This is a genomic window from Corynebacterium sp. ACRPH, assembly GCF_022347285.1.
GTDB lineage: Bacteria > Actinomycetota > Actinomycetes > Mycobacteriales > Mycobacteriaceae > Corynebacterium.
The window spans coordinates 112,769-131,993 of the sequence record NZ_JAKRND010000007.1; the positions used below are offsets into that span (position 1 = coordinate 112,769).

15 protein-coding genes and 1 tRNA gene are annotated in these 19,225 nt (G+C 62.1%); 5 read left to right on the forward strand and 11 right to left on the reverse strand.

Annotated elements, in window-relative coordinates:
• Window position 1: 1 nt before the first annotated feature.
• Window positions 2–685: a TetR/AcrR family transcriptional regulator gene (locus MHX66_RS05455; RefSeq protein WP_239200978.1), complete on the reverse strand. Its 684-nt coding sequence runs from the start codon at window positions 683–685 to the stop codon at window positions 2–4.
• A gap of 245 nt (window positions 686–930) precedes the next feature.
• Here MHX66_RS05455 and MHX66_RS05460 point away from each other — a divergent pair, with 245 nt between their 5' ends.
• A complete protein-coding gene (locus MHX66_RS05460; protein WP_239200980.1) occupies window positions 931–2,322 on the forward strand; it encodes an ATP-binding protein in 1,392 nt (463 codons plus the stop codon).
• Between the two features lie 101 nt (window positions 2,323–2,423).
• Here MHX66_RS05460 and MHX66_RS05465 read toward each other — a convergent pair whose 3' ends face one another.
• Together MHX66_RS05465 and MHX66_RS05470 are read right to left on the reverse strand one after the other, a co-directional pair.
• Window positions 2,424–3,989: an anthranilate synthase component I family protein gene (locus MHX66_RS05465; RefSeq protein WP_239200982.1), complete on the reverse strand. Its 1,566-nt coding sequence runs from the start codon at window positions 3,987–3,989 to the stop codon at window positions 2,424–2,426.
• A 49-nt stretch (window positions 3,990–4,038) separates the two neighbouring features.
• Complete coding sequence (locus tag MHX66_RS05470) at window positions 4,039–5,556, reverse strand: hypothetical protein (RefSeq protein WP_239200984.1); 1,518 nt, start codon at window positions 5,554–5,556, stop codon at window positions 4,039–4,041.
• Between the two features lie 156 nt (window positions 5,557–5,712).
• On the opposite strand from MHX66_RS05470, the gene MHX66_RS05475 reads away from it, so the two are divergent.
• Window positions 5,713–6,237 (forward strand): peptidylprolyl isomerase, encoded by a 525-nt coding sequence (locus tag MHX66_RS05475; protein ID WP_005292634.1) that lies wholly within the window; start codon window positions 5,713–5,715, stop codon window positions 6,235–6,237.
• Window positions 6,238–6,244: 7 nt separating this feature from the next.
• Complete coding sequence (locus MHX66_RS05480) at window positions 6,245–6,970, forward strand: rhomboid family intramembrane serine protease (RefSeq protein ID WP_239200986.1); 726 nt, start codon at window positions 6,245–6,247, stop codon at window positions 6,968–6,970.
• A gap of 40 nt (window positions 6,971–7,010) precedes the next feature.
• On the opposite strand, the gene crgA is transcribed toward MHX66_RS05480, so the two are convergent.
• Window positions 7,011–7,283: a cell division protein CrgA gene (gene crgA / locus MHX66_RS05485; protein WP_239200987.1), complete on the reverse strand. Its 273-nt coding sequence runs from the start codon at window positions 7,281–7,283 to the stop codon at window positions 7,011–7,013.
• 139 nt (window positions 7,284–7,422) lie between these two features.
• Here crgA and MHX66_RS05490 point away from each other — a divergent pair, with 139 nt between their 5' ends.
• On the forward strand, window positions 7,423–8,151 hold the full coding sequence (locus tag MHX66_RS05490) for an aminodeoxychorismate/anthranilate synthase component II (protein ID WP_239200989.1): 729 nt from the start codon (window positions 7,423–7,425) through the stop codon (window positions 8,149–8,151).
• 71 nt (window positions 8,152–8,222) lie between these two features.
• Here the strand turns inward: MHX66_RS05490 and pknB are convergent, their stop codons facing one another.
• The 7 genes from pknB to MHX66_RS05525 all read right to left on the reverse strand — a co-directional run bounded on the left by pknB (window position 8,223) and on the right by MHX66_RS05525 (window position 18,569).
• Entirely contained in the window at window positions 8,223–10,409 is a 2,187-nt protein-coding gene (gene pknB / locus MHX66_RS05495) for a Stk1 family PASTA domain-containing Ser/Thr kinase (protein ID WP_347934690.1), read from the reverse strand.
• 141 nt (window positions 10,410–10,550) lie between these two features.
• The gene (locus MHX66_RS05500; protein ID WP_239200990.1) at window positions 10,551–12,212 is read right to left on the reverse strand and encodes a serine/threonine-protein kinase; all 1,662 of its coding nucleotides are present in this window, start codon (window positions 12,210–12,212) and stop codon (window positions 10,551–10,553) included.
• Window positions 12,213–12,215: 3 nt separating this feature from the next.
• Window positions 12,216–13,664 carry a penicillin-binding transpeptidase domain-containing protein gene (locus tag MHX66_RS05505; protein ID WP_239200991.1) on the reverse strand — a complete coding sequence of 483 codons (1,449 nt, stop codon included), beginning with the start codon at window positions 13,662–13,664 and terminating at the stop codon, window positions 12,216–12,218.
• Window positions 13,661–14,968: an FtsW/RodA/SpoVE family cell cycle protein gene (locus MHX66_RS05510; protein WP_239200996.1), complete on the reverse strand. Its 1,308-nt coding sequence runs from the start codon at window positions 14,966–14,968 to the stop codon at window positions 13,661–13,663. Before MHX66_RS05510 ends, MHX66_RS05505 begins: the two co-directional genes overlap by 4 nt.
• 2 nt (window positions 14,969–14,970) lie before the next feature.
• Window positions 14,971–16,572 (reverse strand): protein phosphatase 2C domain-containing protein, encoded by a 1,602-nt coding sequence (locus MHX66_RS05515; RefSeq protein ID WP_255717215.1) that lies wholly within the window; start codon window positions 16,570–16,572, stop codon window positions 14,971–14,973.
• Window positions 16,569–17,066, reverse strand: a complete 498-nt coding sequence (locus MHX66_RS05520; RefSeq protein WP_239201019.1) for an FHA domain-containing protein — start codon at window positions 17,064–17,066, stop codon at window positions 16,569–16,571. Before MHX66_RS05520 ends, MHX66_RS05515 begins: the two co-directional genes overlap by 4 nt.
• A gap of 165 nt (window positions 17,067–17,231) precedes the next feature.
• The gene (locus tag MHX66_RS05525; protein WP_239200998.1) at window positions 17,232–18,569 is read right to left on the reverse strand and encodes a DUF3662 and FHA domain-containing protein; all 1,338 of its coding nucleotides are present in this window, start codon (window positions 18,567–18,569) and stop codon (window positions 17,232–17,234) included.
• Window positions 18,570–18,926: 357 nt separating this feature from the next.
• On the opposite strand from MHX66_RS05525, the gene MHX66_RS05530 reads away from it, so the two are divergent.
• A tRNA-Leu gene (locus tag MHX66_RS05530) sits at window positions 18,927–19,009 on the forward strand.
• Window positions 19,010–19,225 lie beyond the last annotated feature (216 nt).

The window sequence follows — 19,225 nt, forward strand, 5'->3', positions numbered from 1 at the left end:
CCTACTGCGGTGGCGTCAGGTATTCGTCGATCGGCCGTGCGATGGTCTGCAGGGCGCGCTCCTCGCTTACCCCCAGCATGCGCAGCAGATCCAGCGCCAGGTCGTCCCCGGCGGTCCTGCTGTTCAACGTCGGATCCTCGTGCAGACGCTGCCCTAGCATCGCGTTGGCGCCGAAGATAATCGCCGCAGCCGTTTCGGTGCTGGCCACGTGGAAGGAACCGTCGTCCACGCCCGCGCTGATCCGCTGGCGCAGCTTGCGCACCAGTTCGTTGGGCATGGTGTAGAAGTCCGGGGAGCGGCGAACAATCGACTTCGACAGCGTCGGTACTAGGCGGTGCGCATACGCCAGGATGCGGATGTTCGTCGCCGCCGCGTCGATCGAGTCCAGATCCTGGTCCGCCGCCAGGTCAAAGATGCTGGCCAGGTTGTTCACCGCGTACTCTGCAACCGCGTCGAAGAACTGCGTGCGGTCTTTAAAGAAGTTGTAGAAGCTGCCGTTGGAAACCCCGGCCTTTTGGGTGATCGCCAGGATAGAAAGATCGGTCTGCTCTTCGGCGATCAGCTCGATGCCGGCGTGCAGTAGCGCCTGTTTAGTCCGCTCGCGGCGCGTGCCGGCCTGCTCGCTGCGGTTGAAGATGGCTTGCATCCACGCGGCGGTATCGATGTGTTGCTCGCCTGCTCGCACGCGCGGATTCACTCCTCTTTCTTCTCTTGGTGACGCCCACCGTTCCAACCACACCCGCCTCAGCATCGCTGTTATTGCGGGTAAGCATAGCTTTCTTTCAGGCTAACCTATCGGCTTCCAAGGTTGCGAAAGAAGCCACTTGAAAGCTACTCGAAACGTACTCGAAACCTACTAGAAACAAATTTCGAGCCTCTGACCTGCGATAAACAACGTACTCGAAAATATTTCGAGTAGAATGTTAGATTGTGAGTGTGCAGCGAAATTTCCACGAGGAGCCGAACCAGCTTCTGCAGTTCCCCGAAGACCAGTGGTTCGAGCGCAAATCTTTCCGCATTAAGCCGAAGGACTTGGCTAAGACAATTGTCGGCATGGCCAATTCTGAGGGCGGCGTAATTGCGGTTGGCATTTCGGACCGGCAATTCGAAGGAAAGCCGACCGCTACCCAAGACAATGCTCTGCGGCAGACGTCGTTGGATCACACGGATCCGACGGTTCGCGTCCAGATCGAGTTGTGCGACGTGGATGATCGTACGCAGGTGTATCTTTTCCACGTCTTGCCCAGTGAGCGGGTCCATTACCTGAAGTCAGGGGACTGCTTCTTGCGAGTGGGTGATGAAACGAAGCACTTGAGGGCTGATGACATTCTGGAGCTTCGTTACACCAAGGGTGAGCAGCAATACGATGCCACGGTTCCCGCGAACGCTACCCCGAACGACCTCAACATGGATCTGGTTGAGACTTATGCCGAGACCATTGGTTCTTCGAGTGCCGAAGATGCTCTGAAGGCGCGCAACCTGATTGACCGGGACGGCAGGCCACGTGCTGCTGCGATATTGCTTTTCGGGCACAATCCTCAAGAGTTCTTCCCGAACGCACACATCCGGGTTTTACGTTTTGGCGAGGACGAGCGATTGCCTGGCCAGATGCAGCAGTTGATGGATGACCAGCGTTTTGATGGTCCGATACCGCAACAGATTCAAGCAGCTCAGGAAGCAATTAGCGGAATGCTGCCAAATACTCGACGGCTCACCGGCGCGGGTCTTTTCGAGGATGAGAACCTTATCCCTCACGACGTTTGGCTTGAGGGGTTGGTCAACGCGGTGGTGCATCGCTCGTACAGCATGGTCGGGGATCACATTCGTTTCGAAATTTTCCCGAGCCGGATTGAGGTCTCTAGCCCGGGGCGCTTCCCCGGCCTTGTAGATCCGACTAAACCGGAGTCCATTGCCCGCTTTGCGCGCAACCCTCTGATTGCGCGAGTAACCGCTGAGCTCCGCATTGGCCAGGAACTGGGTGAGGGAATCCGACGTATGTTTGCAAGTATGCGGCGGGTTGGGTTTGCTGATCCGGTATATACGCAAACTAGTGGCAGCGTAGTTCTTACATTGAACGCAACACAGCGTTTAGACGCCCAAGTGCTGGGTGGTCTCCCTCGTCATTCCGAGGATGTGCTTGCTGCTCTAGAAATGAGTGGTCGGCCAATGTCCACGGGTGATGTTGCCGAGGCGCTGGGCTTGTCGGCCCCGCCAGTGCGCCGTGCATTGCAGGCCATGCGTGATGCTGGGCTGGTTCATTGGCGTGGAAATGGACCGCGCGATCCGCGTGCCGTGTGGTCTGTAAAGGGGCCGCTTAGGTAGCTAGGAAAGCTACTCGAAAGGTACTCGAAACCTACTAGAAACAAGTTTCGAGCCTCTGACCTGCGATAAACAACGTACTCGAAAATGTTTCGAGTAGAATGTTAGGCGATTTGGCCCCCGAGTGTATCGAGTAGCGCCGCCGCTTTTACTAGCGTTTCCTGGTACTCCGCCAGTGGATCCGAGTCCGCGACGATCGCGCCGCCGACCCCGAAAGAACACTCCGCGCCATCGTCGACGAGCGTGCGGATCGTGATGTTCAGCTCTGTGGCGGAATTGGGGGAGATCCAGCCGATCGCCCCGGAATAGAACCCGCGCGGATGCGGCTCCAGCTCCTCGATAATCTCCATCGTCCGGATTTTCGGCGCGCCTGTCATGGAGCCGCCGGGGTAACTGGCCGCAATCGCGTCGACGGCGCCGAGCCCCGGACGGAGCTGGCCGGTAATGGTGCTGACCAGCTGATGGACGTGCGAGAAACTCTCCACCGAAAAAATTTTCGGCACCTCCACACTGCCCGGCACGCACACTCTGCCGAGGTCGTTGCGCAGCAGGTCAACGATCATCAGGTTCTCCGCCCGGTCCTTGGGGTTGCTCATTAATTCCTGACGCCCCCTCGCATCCGCCGCTCCGTCCTCCCCACGGGGGCGGGTGCCCTTGATCGGCTCGGCGGAGACCTCTCCCTCCGGTGAGACCTTGAGGAACCTCTCGGGGGAGGCGCTGAGGATGTGCAGTGGCGCCTGACCAGGGCGGTCGAAGCGCAGGAATGCGCCATAGGGAACCGGGCTGACTTCGCGGAGCCGCAGGTAGGCCAGTAATTCCGGTGACGGTGCGTAGGGCGAGTTCGCGCCGGGCTGCTGAGTGGGCTGCAGTCCGGCCAGCTCCCGAAGTGCCGGGCCGCGGGCAGTATTCGTAAGGCAGACCTCGTAGCTATCGCCTGCGGCAATGTAATCCAGGCAGCGCTGGATGCTCGCCAGGTACTGCCGCTTCGGCTGGTCGAAGCGGAAGGCCGCCGCGCGCTCAATGGTCACGGACTCGGCGGGCACCGTGTCACGGGGCGGTGCACCGCCCGGAATGCTGCTCGGAAAGGTTTCCGGAATGGCTTCCAGTCCCGCACCGCTTGTCTCGGAGACCTCGCCAGCGATCCGTCGCACCTCGGCGACGGTGGTGTCCAGCCATTCCAGCTGCTCATCGTGGGTGCTCCCGGCATCCCCGGCATCTTTGGCACTCGGCAGCATTGCCATTGCATAGGCCACCGCGTGTGCGTGGTCGATCACGACCGCCCGGTCGGCGAACAGCAATGCCGCATCCGGATGGTCTTCCCGGGAGCGGGCAATGTCCTCCACTCCGTATCCCAATGCGCCCACCCAGCCGAGGGCGAAGTCGCACGGCCAGTCTCGCGGAATCTCAACCGGCTCGTCGAAAGTGCCTCCGAGCTGCGCGAAGAACGTATTCGAGCTTTCCACCTGTGGCATCCACGTTCGGGCTAGGGGACCCGCGCTATTTGCCAGCACACTGAGGGCGCCGCCGTTGCCGGAAGAGTCCAGCCAGGCGGCGGTGGGGGCGTCATTAAATAAAGACAAAAAGACCCGCGGCGCGACACTTCCGGTGATGTCCCGAGCGTCTGCCTGCGGCAGCGGGATGGTGCGGAATGTGAGGCGGCGCGGGGTCATGTACGCCATTATCGCGCGCCGGATCTAGCGCGCGATGTGGGGGTGCGGGTTACAGGCGGTGCTTGCCGCCCTCGTCCGGATCCTCGCCCGGGCCATCGGCCAGCGGGAAGTCGGCCTCGGCGGCGTCGGTCGCATCCGTGGCATCGGCAGCGCCCTGGTCGCTACCAGCCTGCGGAGCAGCCGGAGCACCCGGAACAGCTACGCCCGGTGCGGGAGCGCCCGGTGCACCCGGGGCAGGTGCGGACGGTGCGGCGGGGGCAGCCGGAGCCTGCTTCTCCTCGGTCTTGGCCTCTTCGGCCTTCGCATCCTTAGCCTCGTCGACCTTGGCCTCGGCGGTCTCCTTCACCTCGGTGGCCTTCGCCTCAGCCTTGTCAGCGGTCTCGGCGGCCTTCGCCTTGGCCTTCTCGGCAGCGCCGGTGGCCTTGTCCGCGAAGTCCTGCACCTTCGGGGAGTTCTTCGGAGCGTTCTCGCCACCACGCAGGAACTTAAACGCAGCAGCGCCCGCGGCAACCAGGATGGCCAGCAGCAGGAACTTGCCGAACAGGCCGCCCTTCTGCTTCTTCTCCTGCTTCTTCAGGCCCTTCTTCTCGGCCTTCGCCAGCGCCTTGCTCTGCGCCTTGTTGGTGGCGCGGGCTACCTTCTTGTCCAGCTTCGCAGCGCGCTTGCGGGCATCCTTCTGTGCGCCCTTGGTCTGCTTCTGCGCACGCTTGGCTGCCTTCTTCTTGGTGGCCTCCAGCTTCTTGGCCAGCTGCTTGCGGTTCTTCTCCGCGCTCTTCGCCAGGTCGCCGCCACGGGACTCCGCCTCTTCGTACAGCTTGCTGGTCGCAGTCTGGCCACGTTCCTGCAGATCGTGAGCGTTTTCCTTCAGCGCAGCGGTAAGCTGAGCGATCTTCTGCTCACGCTTCTTGGCCTTCTTGCCGGCCTTCTTCTGGGCCTTCTCCTGCGCCTCGTCGAAACGGTTGCGCAGCTTCTGCGTGCGCTTGTCGATCTTCTTGCGCAGCTTCTCGGCATCCGCGCCGAGCTTCTCGGTCAGTTCATCGGTGTTCAATTCTTCGCCCTTCTTCTTTAGTGACGCCACCATCCCAGCAGCCTCGCCCTCAACCTTCTTGGTCTTCTTGGCTGCCTTGGCCTGTGCCTTCGCGGCCTTCTTCTTTGCGGCCTCGGCCTTCTTTTCGGCCTTCGCACGAGCCCTGTCCGCCTTGTCGGCGGCCTTGTCAGCAGTGTCGGCAGTGTTCTGGGAACCGGTGGAGCTCATGTCCGCAACATCCGCAGCAGTGAGCTCGTCGGAGTGGTGCGCCTGGTGGTGCTTGCGGGCAGCCGCAGCCGCACGGGCCTGCTCGAGGGCAGACGCAGCACCCTCTTCCTTCAGCATGAGCTCCGCGACGGCCTTCACGTGAGCGGGAGAACCAGCAATGATGCCCTCTCGTTCGCCCTCCGTGGCCAGGTTGTCACGCAGCTGCTGCAGCGCGTCGAACTCCTGGCGGCGCTTAAACTCCTTGCGGTTATTCAACATGGTGCGACCCTGCTTGGCGCCGCGCAGCGCCAGCTTCAACGTGGTGGGGTTCATCGTGCGAGATGCTCCTTGGAGATCTATTTGGGTATTTCAATATGTGTTCGTGCTAACACCCATCCTAAAGAAAAATCCCCACCGGGATGGGCAATACAGCTTTTGAGTCGCCAAGGCGCCGGAAGCCGTCGCGGCTTTTTAGTACAATGGATCACCGTGACTAATAAGACTGCAACCGCAATTCTGCACACCAACCAAGGCGACATCGCCATCGATCTGTTCGGCAACCACGCGCCGGAGACCGTAGCCAACTTCGTTGGCCTGGCGCAGGGCACCAAGGAGTACTCCCAGCCCAACGCCTCCGGCACCAACGAAGGCCCGTTCTACGACGGTGCGATCTTCCACCGCATCATCGATGGCTTCATGATCCAGGGTGGCGACCCGACCGGCACCGGTCGTGGCGGCCCGGGCTACCAGTTCGGCGACGAGTTCCACCCGGAGCTGCAGTTCGACCGCCCGTTCCTGCTGGCCATGGCCAACGCTGGCCCCGGCACCAACGGCTCCCAGTTCTTCATCACGGTGACGGCCACCCCGCACCTGAACAACCGCCACACCATCTTCGGTGAGGTCACCGACAAGGAGTCCCAGAAGGTCGTCGCAAAGATCTCCCGCGTCGCAACCGACCGCATGGACCGCCCGAACGACGACGTCGTCATCGAGTCTGTCGAGATCCAGGAGTAAAAACTCCTTGCCGTGGCTGGACGCGCAAGCCCGCCGGAATAGCCGGCGGTATTCCGTCACCAACGTATTCATCGCAGCCTGCTGCCTTGTCTACGTGGTGACGGTTTTTCAATCCGGCAGCATCGCCAGCCCCCTCGACGGCCGATCCATGTTCGGCCTCAGCTCGAACAACCTGGGGCAGGAGATGCTCTTCAACGCCGCCAACGTCACCTTGTTCGGTGAATGGTGGCGCATCCTTACCGCCGCATTCGTTCATTTGGACCCCGCCCACCTGGGCTTCAACATGCTGCTGATCTTCCTGATCGGCCGCGATGTCGAACGCTTTTACGGGCCTACCGTCATGCTCAGCCTCATCGTCGCCAGCGCCGCTGGCGGCGCGCTGGCCTGCATGTACTTCCAGCCCAACGTCCCTGTCGGCGGTGCCTCCACCGTCGGCTACGGACTGTTCGCCATGCTCATCTCCCTGTCGCGGATACGGCAGCGCGACCTTCGCGGGCCCATCATCCTCCTGCTGGTGAACCTCGGGTACTCCCTCATGTACTCCAACGTTTCGCTATGGGGACACATCGGCGGGCTCGCCGGAGGCGCCGTCATAGCACTCATCACCAGCACCGTTGGGGAGGGCGGCAACGGGGGCGTGGGGGCGTCAATAAGAAAAAAGACCGTCGCAGCACTAGCCGCGACGGCAATCTTGGCCTTCACCATATGGACCGGCCTGGGGTGGCACTACTAGGGTCGCCCAACTAGGGCAGTGCCGGGAAGTAAACTTGGCGCTACTTCCAACCCATGGTCATTAGCAGACCCACGATCAGCAGGGCGAAGCCGATCAGGTAGTTCCATGCGTTCAGATCGCGCATGAACGGGATCTCCGGGCCGGCAATGTAGTTAACAACCAGCCAGGCCAGGCCCAGAAGCATCAGCGCGAGCATCAGCACGATGTACCAACGCGGAGTACCGCTGGAATTCAGCTTCACGGGTGTGCGACGGTCCGCGGAAGAGGAGCTAGTGTAGTTCTCCTCAGCGGAATTAACCTTGGACTTTGGCATTGTTCAAAACCTCGAAGCGATTGACTGCGGAGCGGACGGCCTACGAGGTACCGAGCGCCCATGGGCAAAATACGTACCAGACGATAGTAGCAGCACACCGCGGCAAAGCCATGCACGCTGCCGCGCTAAACTCTTTGCTATGCGCATTCTCGTGATCGATAACTACGACAGCTTCGTCTACAACCTCGTGCAATACATCGGGCAGCTGGGCTTCAGCGGGGACGACTGTGTGGTGCTGCGCAATGACGCCCCCGAGCTCACCGGCGCCGGCAACCCCGATGGGGCCGACACGGATGCGCTGGCGGATATGATGCAGGGCTTCGACGCGATTTTGCTATCCCCCGGACCCGGCGAGCCGAGCGCAGCAGGCCGCATGCTGGATGTGCTGAAAATCGCTGTTGAACAGCAGATTCCGCTATTCGGGGTGTGCCTTGGGCACCAGGCGATCGGCATGCACTTCGGCGCGGAGGTCGTGCGGGCAGACGAGCTTTTCCACGGCAAGACCTCGCCCGTGGCCCATGACGGCACCGGCGTGCTAGCCGGAGTGCCGAGCCCGTTCCGCGTGACGCGCTACCACTCGCTCACCGTTGATCCGGGCACCGTCCCGGAGGAGCTAAAGGTCACGGCGACCTCCGATTCCGGCATGATCATGGCGATGCGCCACCAGTCGCTGCCGATCCACTCCGTGCAGTTCCACCCCGAGTCCGTGATGACGCAGTACGGCCACCTGATGCTGGCGAACTGGCTGAACGAAGCCGGGCGGTTGAGCGGCAAGGGCGAGGTAGTGCCTGCTGAGCTGGTGGACCGCCTGGTGCAGGAGCAACTGGAGGTTACCGGCGCGATCAGCGCCGAAGCCTCGGTGCTTTAGGGTGCCCTTTTTAGAGCACCGGCTCTAGGGCGCTCGCTCTGTGAGGCTGCCCAGGGGCGCCGCCGCTGCTGCTAGGGCAGCAGGTTGAAGACGTACACCGTGACGGTGATGTCCTCGTCCCGCTTGACTACTTCACCACTGTGGACGGACTGCTGTGCGACCTCGTCTACGCGACCCAGATCCGTGGTGTTCTTGTTCTCCCGGTGTAGCTGCTCCGGAGTGCCACGCCAGCCGGCGGCCTGCAGCTCGCGGAACACGTCACCGAACTTCTTGCCCTGCAGAGAAGGCATCTCGAACTGGTTGCCCAGGGATACCTCCAGGGTGATCTCGCTGCCCTTCGGCAGCTTCTCACCCTCGCTGCTGGCGGAGAGCACTTGGTCCTTCCGCTCCACAGAATCGACATGGTTCACAACCACCTTGAAGCCGGCGGATTCCAGGTTCTCCCGGGCATCTGCGAGCTGCTGGCCGGTGACTACAGGTACGCGAACGTCCTCCGGGCCCGTGGAGACGGTGATGGTCACCTTCGTGCCCGCAGAGACCTGCGAACCCTGCGGCGGAGTTTGCGTGATGATCTTGCCCTTCGGCACGTCATCGCTGGCTTCTTCCTTGACTTCCTTGTTCAGAACCAGCTTGGCATCCTTCAGAAGCTGGACTGCTTCCTCGGTGGTCTTGCCCGTCAGGTCCGGCACGTCGGTGATCTCTCGGCCGCTGGAGACCAGCAGCTTGATCTCGGTGCCGCGAGCCACGGATGCGTTAGCCGCTGGGTCGGTGCCGATAGCCTTGCCGCGCGCGATCTTGTCGTGCGTGGTTTCCTCGACCGTTACCTCGAAGCCCGCGTCCTTGAGGATCTTCTCCGCCTCGGCACGGTCCTTGTTGGCCACGAGCGGGATCTTCACCTGCTCGGCTTCGATAGGCTTCTCTGGCTCATCGTCGCCGGTAAATGCCTGGTAGGCAAAGTAACCACCGGCGATTACTGCGGCGATACCCGCCACCCAAGCGATGGGCGCCCACCAGCGACGCTTGGGCTCATCCTCGTAGTACTCGTCGTCGTACTCGCCGTCATAATCATCGTCGTAGTCGGCGTCATAGTCGTCGTAATAATCGTCGCCGCCATCATAATCGCCGCTGTAATCGCTGTTGTAGTAGCCGTCGCCGCCACCGTTACCAGCGGCTCCGGCCCCAGCTGCTCCGGCTCCAGCAGCGGCACCGTTGGCTGTGTTGTGGCTGGCGGGGATCACGGAGGTCTGCGCGTCGTCTTCATTCGCGAGCGCGCCCGCCGCGGCTGCACCGGCGGCCAGCCCCGCGGCGCCAGCGGCACCGGCAGCAGCGCGGCCTGCGGTGTGGGAACCAGCATCGGCCGAGTCGGCGTCATTGGTATAGGCCTGGGCGACCAGCGGCAGTTGGTCTTCGGAAAGGCGCTTCAGATCCGTCGCCATCTCTTGCGCGTCGTCATAACGATCCGACGGCGACTTCGCCATAGCGGTCAGAGTGATGGAGTCCAGGCTCAAAGCCTCGCGCTTCGACAGGTGCATGCCCGGAACCTGGGACGGCGCCTCCGGGTTTTCCTGCACGTGCTGGAAGGCAACGGACAGTGGGGACTCGCCGTGGAAGGGAGCCTTGCCCGTGGCCAGCTCGTAGAACACGCAACCGGCGGCGTAAATATCCGAACGTGCGTCGGCGGACTGGCCGCGTGCCTGCTCGGGGGAAAGGTACTGGGCGGTGCCGATGACGGCGGCGGTTTGCGTCATGGCAGAGGAGCTATCGCTCAGCGCGCGTGCGATGCCGAAGTCCATGACCTTCACCGCGCCGGTGTTGGTGATCATCACGTTCGCGGGCTTGATGTCGCGGTGAATGATGCCCGCCTCGTGCGAGAAGTACAGCGCCGAGCAGACCTGGGACATGACCGCCGCGGCATCGTTCAGGCTCATCTTCCCGGAGTCCTGGATGATGTCGCGCAGGGTTTCGCCGTGCACGCGCTCCATGACGATGTACGGCACCGCACCGTCCTCGTCCGGGGTCTGACCCGTGTCGTAAACGGCGACGATGGCGGGGTGGTTCAGCTTCGCGGCATTTTGAGCCTCGCGGCGGAAGCGCTCCAGGAAGGTGGTGTCGCGCGCCAGATCAGGGCGCATCATCTTTACCGCCACATCGCGGCCCAGCAGTTCATCGGTAGCGGCGTACACGTCGGACATGCCACCAGTGCCGATCTTGGCACCGAGGCGGTATCGTCCGCCCAAGGTTGTGCCGTTTCGGTCCACGCCTTCTGCTCCTTTGTCTGCTTCTGTAGCTAACCCCAGAATGATTTTCTAGTCACTTTGATTAACAAATCCTAGTCCAACTTGTTGTATGGACATAGTTCTATCCCTTTTACATTGCTAAAAAGAATCGTGCTTAAACGCTTAAAGCACTGGCTGGCTTTCCGGATCGGCCTCCCTATTGCGTAATTCGGCAGGTACATCGTTGTCCGCCGAGGTTGCGTTATCGTTCGTCTGCGGGCGGCCGGGTTGGTTCGGGCGAGCAGTGTTGTGGTTGCCGCCATTGCCGCCCTGACCACCATTTCCACCGTTGCCGTTGTCACTGTCGTTGCCGCGCCCTCCGCCATTCGGGATGGTCGGCAAAGTGGGGAACGAAGGCTCGCGTTCGTCGGAGGTCTCCGGCGGTTCCGACGTGGTCTCGGTCCCCGGTGCGGGTTCCGGGCCATTCGTCGTGTCCGTCGGCACCGGGTTTACCGGCGCGGGGGCGTTGCCATCCGGGTTGGTCGGATCTTCTTCCTCCTCCGTCGGGCTGGTTGTGACCTCGTTGGTTACGGTCATCGTTGACGGGTTCGGCGCTTCGTCGTCGCCACCGCTGGTCAGCAGGAAGGTGGCCAGCGCAAGCGCGAGGATGCTCACCAGGGCCAGCACCGCGATGATCAAGCGGTTTTTTCTTGGTGACGCCCCCTGCGCCCCACCCGCCCCGCGTGCAGTCGCGGGGTAGCCCGCGCCCGTGGCCGGAGCACCTGCACCGGCAGCCGGGCCGGAGGGGCCAGGGTAACCGGAACCTTGACCTGGCCCGTGCTCTGATCCCGGCCCGTACCCGGGCCCCGACTCTGAAGGCACTCGAGTTCCCGGCCCGCTGGCAACGTTGCCCAGCTGCTCGGTCAGCGGGTGCGGTTCGGTGCTGACGTTCGGCACGTTGTGCGGGGACGGGGGTTGCTTGCCCTCGGCCACCATGACAGTGGCGGCGACAAGTTCCGCGCCGTCGGCGTAGCGCGTCCGCGGATTCTTGCGCAGGCAGACTTTGATCAATTCCCGCAGGTTGGGGTCGACCACTTCCGGCAGCTCCGGTGGGGTTTCGGAGATGTGCTTGATTGCTACGGACACGGTGGATTCGCCGGAGAACGGACGGTAGCCCGCCAGCATCTCGAAGCCGACCACGCCCAAGGAGTACACGTCGCTGGCCGGGCCGACCTGGTCGCCTTGCGCCTGCTCGGGGGATACGTACTGGGCGGTACCAACCACCATGCCCGTGCGGGTCAACGGCACCGCGGCGGCGGCCTTGGCAATGCCGAAGTCCGTGATCTTCACGAAACCATCGGAGGTGATCAATAGGTTGCCCGGCTTAATGTCGCGGTGCACCAGTCCGGCTTCGTGGATGGCCTTTAGCCCCGCGGCTGTTTGCGTCAATACGTCTAGCGCCAGATTCTGCGGCAGCGAGGATTCGCGCGAGAGCACATCGGCTAGGGACTCGCCACGGATGTACTCCATGATGATGTAGCAAAACACCGTACCGTTGTCCGGGTCCTCGACCTCGCCGGAGTCGTAGGTTCTTACGACGTTAGGGCTGTCGAGGTCCTGAGCAGCGGAGGCCTCGTTACGGAAGCGCGCACGGAACTCCTCGTTTTCCGTGTACTCCGGCTTGAGGATTTTGACGGCTACATCGCGCTGCTGCTCGACATCGTGGGCAAGCCATACGGTGGACATACCGCCGCGGCCGATGATCCACTGCAGCTCGAAGCGTTTGCCCAGAAGCCGCTGCGTACGCTCAATCTCTGTACGGTCGGGTTGACGGGAATCGCTCATGGCCTACTGCTGCTCCTTCTCAGCTGCGTGGATGACGGCTCGGCCGATGGGGCCGGCCACCGAACCACCGGTAGCTGCTTGCCCGCGGTCGCCACCATTTTCCACCAGAACGGCTACCGCCACGTCGGCCGTAGTGGAAAAGGCGATGTACCAGGCGTGTGGCTTGGAGTTGCGGGAATCTTCGCCGTGCTCAGCAGTACCTGTCTTCGAAGCGATGGAGGCATCGCCGCCGGCCCACTTCTCGGCCTCCACCATTAGATCCTTCAAGGTATCGGCCGTTTTCTCCGGCATCGCGCGCTGGGCCTTCTGCGGCTTGGTGGTCCGCAGGGTGGAAAGATCGCGGCCGGTGATCTTGCTGACCAGGTAAGGCTTCATGCGCACACCACCGTTGGCGATGGTCGCGGCGATCACCGCATTCTGCAGCGGGGTCAGCGCCACGTCGCGCTGGCCGATGGAGGACTGGCCGAGGGCCGCACCGTCCGGGATGTCACCCAGGCGGGAGGGCTCCACCGGCAGGCCCAGGTAGTCGTCCTTTTCCCCGATGCCGAAGTTCTCGGAAATCTTCTTGAACTTATCCGCGCCGTGGCGGGTGGAGATGTCCACGAAGGCAGTGTTGCAGGAACGCTTGAAGGCCTCGCGCAGGGTGGTGGTGCCACCGCCGCCACAGGCCGCGCCGCCGTAGTTCTCCAGGGTCGTGGCCGTATCCGGCAGGGTGATCTGCGGTGCGGCGGTCACTGAGGTCTCCGGGGTGTCGCCTTCCTCCAGGGCAGCCGCGGTGGTGATGACCTTGAACGTCGAGCCCGGCGGCTGGATCTGCTGCGTGGAGCGGTTCAACAGCAGAGCGGAATCGTCGTTGGCGTAGTTCTCAAAGTTCGTCTTGGCCTGCTCGGCTGGCGGGCCGACGATCTGTGCCGGGTCGGCCGAGGGGGTGCTGGCCATCGCCAGCACTTCGCCCGTGGACGGGCGCAGAGCCACCACGGAACCGGAGTAGCCCTTGTTGGCCAGCTGGTCGTAGGCGACCTCCTGCACCTGCGGGTTGAGCGTGAGCTCCACGTTCGCCCCGCCGGCCTCCTTGCCCGTCAGCATGTCCCACGTGCGGGTGGCGAACAGGGAATCGTCCTCGCCGGTGAGGATGGAGTTCTGGGAAGACTCGATACCCGAGGCACCGTACTGGTCAGACAGGTAGCCGATTACGGAGCCGTACTTGGCGGACATGTACGGGTACTCGCGGTCGTAGAAGTCGTCGGAATCCTTCACGGACCTGGCTAGCACCTGGTCGCCGGCGATGATGCTGCCGCGTTCCTTCGACTTCGCCTCTAGGAATTGACGCGAATTCAGCGGATTCTGCGCCAGCGACTTCTGCTGGAAGCCTTGGATGTAGGTCAGGTTTGCGATGAGGGCGACCACCAAGATGAAGCTAAAGATGGCTACCGCGCGGATGGAGCGGTTCATGCTTCCTCTCTTTCCTTAATGGCCAGGGGTGTGCGGGCGTCATGAGAAATACGAAGAATAATTGCCAACAGGATGTAGTTCGCCAACAGTGACGAACCACCGTGCGACAGGAACGGCGTGGTGAGGCCGGTCATGGGCAGCAGGCGGGAAATACCGCCGGTGACCACGAAAACCTGGATGGCGATCGTCAGTGCCAGACCCGCGGCGACGAGCTTGCCATAGGAATCGCGGGCCCGCATGGCAGTGTTGAAGCCGCGCGACACGAAGACCGCGTAGGCCAGCAGCACGCCTGCCAAGCCGATCAGCCCCAGCTCCTCGCCGATGGCGGCCAGGATGAAGTCGGAGTGCGCGACGGGGATGTTGTTCGGGTAGCCCTCGCCCAGGCCGCGGCCGGTCACGCCACCGAAGGACATGCCGAACAGGGCCTGGGAGAGCTGGAAGCCGTTGCCGTCGTAGTTCGCCAGCGGATCCACAAAGTTGGACACGCGATTCTGGATCTTGTCCGAGATCTGGTACACGCCGAATGCACCGATGAAAGCCAGGCCGAGGCCCAGCACCAGCCAGGAGGCGCGACCGGTGGCGATGTATAGCATGCCCAGCACGGTGCCGAACAACAGCAGGGCCGGGCCGAAGTCATTCTGCGCGGCCATGATCATCAGCGCGATTCCCCACACCAGAAACAGTGGACCCAGGTCGCGCAGACGTGGGAACTGCAAACCCAGGAAGGACTTGCCGGCTACGTTGAACAGACGGCGCTTATTCACCAGCAGCGCGGCGAAGAACAGCAGCAGCATGATCTTTGCAAACTCGCCGGGCTGGATCGAGAACGGGCCGATGCTGATCCACACTTTTGCGTCCGCGTTCAGAGAGGTAGGCCAGACGATCGGCAGGGCCGTCAGGATGAGGCCCGCCAGACCCAGCAGATACGAGTAGTTCTGCAGCGAGCGATGATCCCGCAGGAAGCTAATCACCAGGCAGAACAGGATCACACCCAGGGCGGTCCACATGATCTGCGACTTCGCCAGCGTGAGGCCCGATCCCAGGTCCAGCCGGTAGATCATCACCAGCCCCAGGCCGTTGAGTAGGGCCGCGATCGGCAGCATGATCTGGTCGGCCTCCGGAGCCGTCCAGCACACCACCAGATGCGCCACCAGGAAGGTTACGAAGAATGCGCCGACCAGGTAGAAAACCTCAGAGCTGATTTCCTTGCCCTGCGAGATCTCCAGGGCCACGATGGCCAGCAGCAAAACGATGGCGGCCAGCAGCAACAGGCCAGCCTCGGTGCGTCGGCTAAAAAGCTTCATGGTTACTTCACCTCGCGGCAGGAGACTCCGGGGGTCGTGAGGTCTTCGGGCGCGTCGCTGTTCTTTTCTCTGTCCTTCTTGCTCTTCTCCTTATCGGAGTCGCTCTTGGCCTTTTCCTTGTCGTCTTCGCCGTCCTTGCCGCTCTTGTCTCCGTCTGCCGGCACCCGCGTCACACAGACCGGCAAAGTTTGCTCCGCCAAACGGTTGACCTGACCGGTGACCTTGTCGTAGGAATCCTCCGGCAGATCCGACAGTGCGCCCTGCGCCGCCGGAGTCAGATCGGAGGTCTTAAACAGGTGGCAGTCGCCACCCGCACCCGGATCCACGAAGGTCGCCTTGCCTTCGTCGTCCAGGCAGACGTCCTGGTGCACAGAGTTCAGCTTGAATCCCATTACGGAAGAATCAGTGCCGTTCATCACCTTGATCTGCGAGTTATCCGCGGTGACGTAGTACGTGTCCTTCACTCGCTGGTACATCACATAGGTCACCGCACCGCCGGCCAGCACAACGGCCAGGATGATCGCCAGCGTCACCCACAGTCCGCGCCGGGATTTCTTCGGCTTCTTGGCCGCGCTGGGCTCTGCATCGCCTACGCTGTGGCCATCGTCGTGGACGTTGTTGCCGTTACCTGTGTGATCGTGGCCACCGTTGGCCGTCGCAGGTTCGGGCTCGTCGTCTTCCTCGTCCTTTTTTGGTGACGCCGCCGTCGACAGCCCCTGAATAGCTGCTGCGCGGGCTGCCGAAGAATTCGGGCGTGGCATATCCACTGCCTCACCTGCAATAGCACCCGCCATCACCGGGCGGGGTGGCAGGGTGAGCTCCGGGTCTGTCGGGGCGTTGGAGTCGGCGTCAAAACCAACAACATCGGCAACAACAACGGTGACGTTGTCCGGGCCACCGCCACGCAGTGCCATCTCAATGAGCTTGCGGGCAGCCTTCTCCGGGGTGCCGTGAGAGAGAACCTCGCGGATCGTGTCGATGCTGACCGGATCCGAAAGCCCGTCGGAGCAGAGCATGAAGCGGTCACCGACCTGCGTTTTTTCACGCCACAGGGTGGGTTCGACGGGACGGCCGGTGAGGGCCTTGAGGATGAGGGAACGCTGCGGGTGACTGCTGACGTCCTCGGGATCGAGCTTGCCCTCGTCGACGAGGGACTGGACGAACGTGTCGTCCTTGGTGACCTGACGCAGCTCGCCGTCGCGCAGCACGTAGCCGCGGGAGTCGCCGATGTGGCAGATGGCGACCTCGTCCTCGCGGAAGAGCATGGAGGTCAGGGTGCAGCCCATGCCATCCAAGTTTGGGTGCTCGTCGACGTGTGCGGCGATGTCCTGGTTGCCCTCATCCGTGGCCGTGGCCAGCAAATTTTCCAACTGATCGCGGTTGTTGGGCTCGTCAATCAGCGGGGAATCCAGGGGACTGAGGGCATTGATGAGGAACTGGGAGGCAACCTCGCCGGCGGCGTGGCCCCCCATGCCGTCAGCCAAAGCCAGCAGACGCGGGCCGGCATAGGCGGAGTCCTCGTTGTTGCCGCGGACCAGGCCACGGTCAGAGCACGCGGCATAGTTCAGCGTGCGCCCGATGTTTCCGTTCTTGCCCTCGGTCATGCGTCCATCCTCACGTGGGTTTGGCCGATGCGGATTTCCATACCGGCGGAAAGCTTAACGGGCTGGTCCAGGCGCTCGTTACCGATCCAGGTGCCGTTGCGGGAGTCGAGGTCTTCGACGTACCAATCCGAGCCGCGGCGGATCAGACGCGCGTGAGTGCCGGAGGCAAAATCATCCTCCAGCACCAGCGTGCACGACTGCGAGCGACCGATGGAGACGTCCTGATATCCCTTGAGGTTCAGCGTGGTGCCGGTCAGCGGACCGCTGGTGAGCTCCAGGGAACTAGGCGCCTTGTGTCTGCGGAAAGCATGGCCGGAAGAGGAGGGCTCGTTCATGGGACTGCCGTATCCCGCCGCGATGGGAGCCATCCCGGCGGGAGTCAAGCCAGAGGTGCGATCCGCATCCTTTTTGAGGGAGCGAACAGTCATCCAGATGAAGAACCACAGCAAAAGCAGCAGGCCAATCTTGACCAGCAAAAGTAGTGTGGTCTGCACGGTATTCAACTCCTCATTAAGGTCGGAAGGTTCGGTGAGCACTCGGTGAGTACTCCATGAACCACTCAATAAACACAGGCGCACATAGCCCCGAGGGGTACATGTGTATGTGAATAGCCTAGTTTAGATGAACCTGAAGGAGTAGGGCGGAAAGGAAAAATAGGGTTAGTGGAACTCCACGCCGATTTCAGAGTGGCCCAGCGAAATCACGTCGCCGCTGGCCAACAGCCAGTTTTCGATCGGGGTGCCGTTAACGGAGGTGCCGTTGGTGGACTGCAGGTCCGTCAGTACCGCATCGTAGCCGTCCCAGGTGATGTCTGCGTGCTGGCGGGAGACACCGGTATCGGGGATGCGCAGATCTACTCCGTTGCCACGTCCGATGATGTTGCTGCCCTTGCGTAGTTCGTAGGTGCGGTCGGAGCCATCGTGCAGCGTGAGGGTGACCCGCAGTTCGCTCTCGCCGCTGTCCGCGCCCACGCCTCCGCGTACGGGGGAGGGAGTGGACTGCACAATGACTTCGGTGCCCGGGTAGCTCACAGGACGTTCGAAATCATTGCCTTCCTGCTGGCCCTGCCAGTTCTGCTGGTTGTGCACGGCGCTTTCCTTCTGTTCGTCCTGGGCTTGGTAGTCGCGGGAATCCCAAGATTCCTGGGGTTCCTGGGATACCGGGGATGCCGGGTACTCAGAATCTTCCGCTTGCTGCGCCTGGTCCGTCCACTGGTTGCGCGCGAAATCCGGGGCGGCACGGTGCACACTTGCTGCCCCGGCAGCCCCAGCGCCGACTGCGCTTGCAGCGGCGGCGCCAGTAGCGCCGGCCGACTCGTCGTGGTGGTGCTGTGCATCCGCCGACGAAACCAGATCCCCTAGAGACCGCCCGGAGTTGGGGTGGTGAGCATCGCTGGAAGGGTCGTCGTTGGAGCTAGGGGCGTCATAATCATGAGAGACTAACGAACGCTCGCCGGGCTGCGACGACGGCCATTCCGGACGACCGTCGTCTTGAACAGCTTGCGGGTAGGAATCGCTATATCCACCGTCTGGGTTGCCGTGAGAAGGTTGGCTGCCCGCCGCCGCACCGGCATCTTCGCCAATAGCGACGTTTGAGCTGGAGCCATTTTTGGTGCGCGGAACGTCAAAGCGGGCGTCGGCACGCATCTGTCCGGAGTGCAAGCCGTTGTGGGCGGAAAGGTTCACCTTGACCGGCTCGTTTGTGCGCCAGCCCTGGTTACGAATGAAGCGGCTCAGGCGATCGCCCATCTCCTCGGCCAAGCGCGGGCGGGACTCGGTGAGGCTTGCGTAGTCGCGGGTGCTGACGAGTACCTGGAAGTAGCTGGGGGCCAAACGCTGGTCCTGGGCATCCGTCATGACGGACTCTTCGGCGTACTGCTTAAGAACCTCGTCGATCTCGGTTGGAACAACCTCACCGCCGAAGACACGTGCGAAGCCGTTATCCAGCCCGCGCTGAAGCGAGCTGTCGAGCTTCTTGAAACGTCCAAACAGACTCATTGTCCGTAGTCCTCCTGTGTCGTCCTGTGTTTTCCACTGCAGTCGCATGCCTTAAATGCCTGGCGCTAGTTGTGCCTGGCGGGGCGCTGTATGACGAAAGCCGCGGGCACCGAGTGGCAGGTTGTGCTGTGCAGCCATACCCTGATGCTGCGAGTGTGTAGTTGGCCATTATAGGGGTAGTGACGGGTAACGTGCATTTTCGCGCAGGTCAGATGCGTTTTTTGGAAGTGGGCGCGCATCGTGCTAGAGTTTCATTTCGTTGCCAGCGAGCACAGATTCCGGTTAGGAATGTGTGGTTTCAGTAGGCAAGACAGTGTAAACACTGTGGTGAATACCATGTGTCCTACATAGTCACTCGGGCGAGTGGCGGAATGGCAGACGCGCTGGCTTCAGGTGCCAGTGTCCTTCGGGACGTGGGGGTTCAAGTCCCCCTTCGCCCACAGCGAGCAGTTGAACAAACTGCGACACCGGAGGTAACAAACTCGAAAGGGTTAGTGACCTCCGGTTTCTTCTGTTTTTCTGTGGGGTCATGCCGGGGTTAATAGACAAAAAGTGTGTCCGCTCGGCGTGTCGCCGGGGTGGGCCCCTTTTTTATTTCATTGGTCCTTTCCGGATGCCTAAGTTGTGTTGGTATTCGGTTGGGATAGCGTTGTCGT

Excerpts from the sequence above, each read along its gene's own strand:
- MHX66_RS05465 (WP_239200982.1), bottom strand. The coding sequence starts at position 3,989 with ATGACCCCGCGCCGCCTCACATTCCGCACCATCCCGCTGCCGCAGGCA.
- MHX66_RS05470 (WP_239200984.1), bottom strand. The coding sequence starts at position 5,556 with ATGAACCCCACCACGTTGAAGCTGGCGCTGCGCGGCGCCAAGCAGGGT.
- crgA (WP_239200987.1), bottom strand. The coding sequence starts at position 7,283 with ATGCCAAAGTCCAAGGTTAATTCCGCTGAGGAGAACTACACTAGCTCC.
- MHX66_RS05490 (WP_239200989.1), top strand. The coding sequence starts at position 7,423 with ATGCGCATTCTCGTGATCGATAACTACGACAGCTTCGTCTACAACCTC.
- MHX66_RS05500 (WP_239200990.1), bottom strand. The coding sequence starts at position 12,212 with ATGAGCGATTCCCGTCAACCCGACCGTACAGAGATTGAGCGTACGCAG.
- MHX66_RS05505 (WP_239200991.1), bottom strand. The coding sequence starts at position 13,664 with ATGAACCGCTCCATCCGCGCGGTAGCCATCTTTAGCTTCATCTTGGTG.
- MHX66_RS05510 (WP_239200996.1), bottom strand. The coding sequence starts at position 14,968 with ATGAAGCTTTTTAGCCGACGCACCGAGGCTGGCCTGTTGCTGCTGGCC.
- MHX66_RS05515 (WP_255717215.1), bottom strand. The coding sequence starts at position 16,572 with ATGACCGAGGGCAAGAACGGAAACATCGGGCGCACGCTGAACTATGCC.
- MHX66_RS05525 (WP_239200998.1), bottom strand. The coding sequence starts at position 18,569 with ATGAGTCTGTTTGGACGTTTCAAGAAGCTCGACAGCTCGCTTCAGCGC.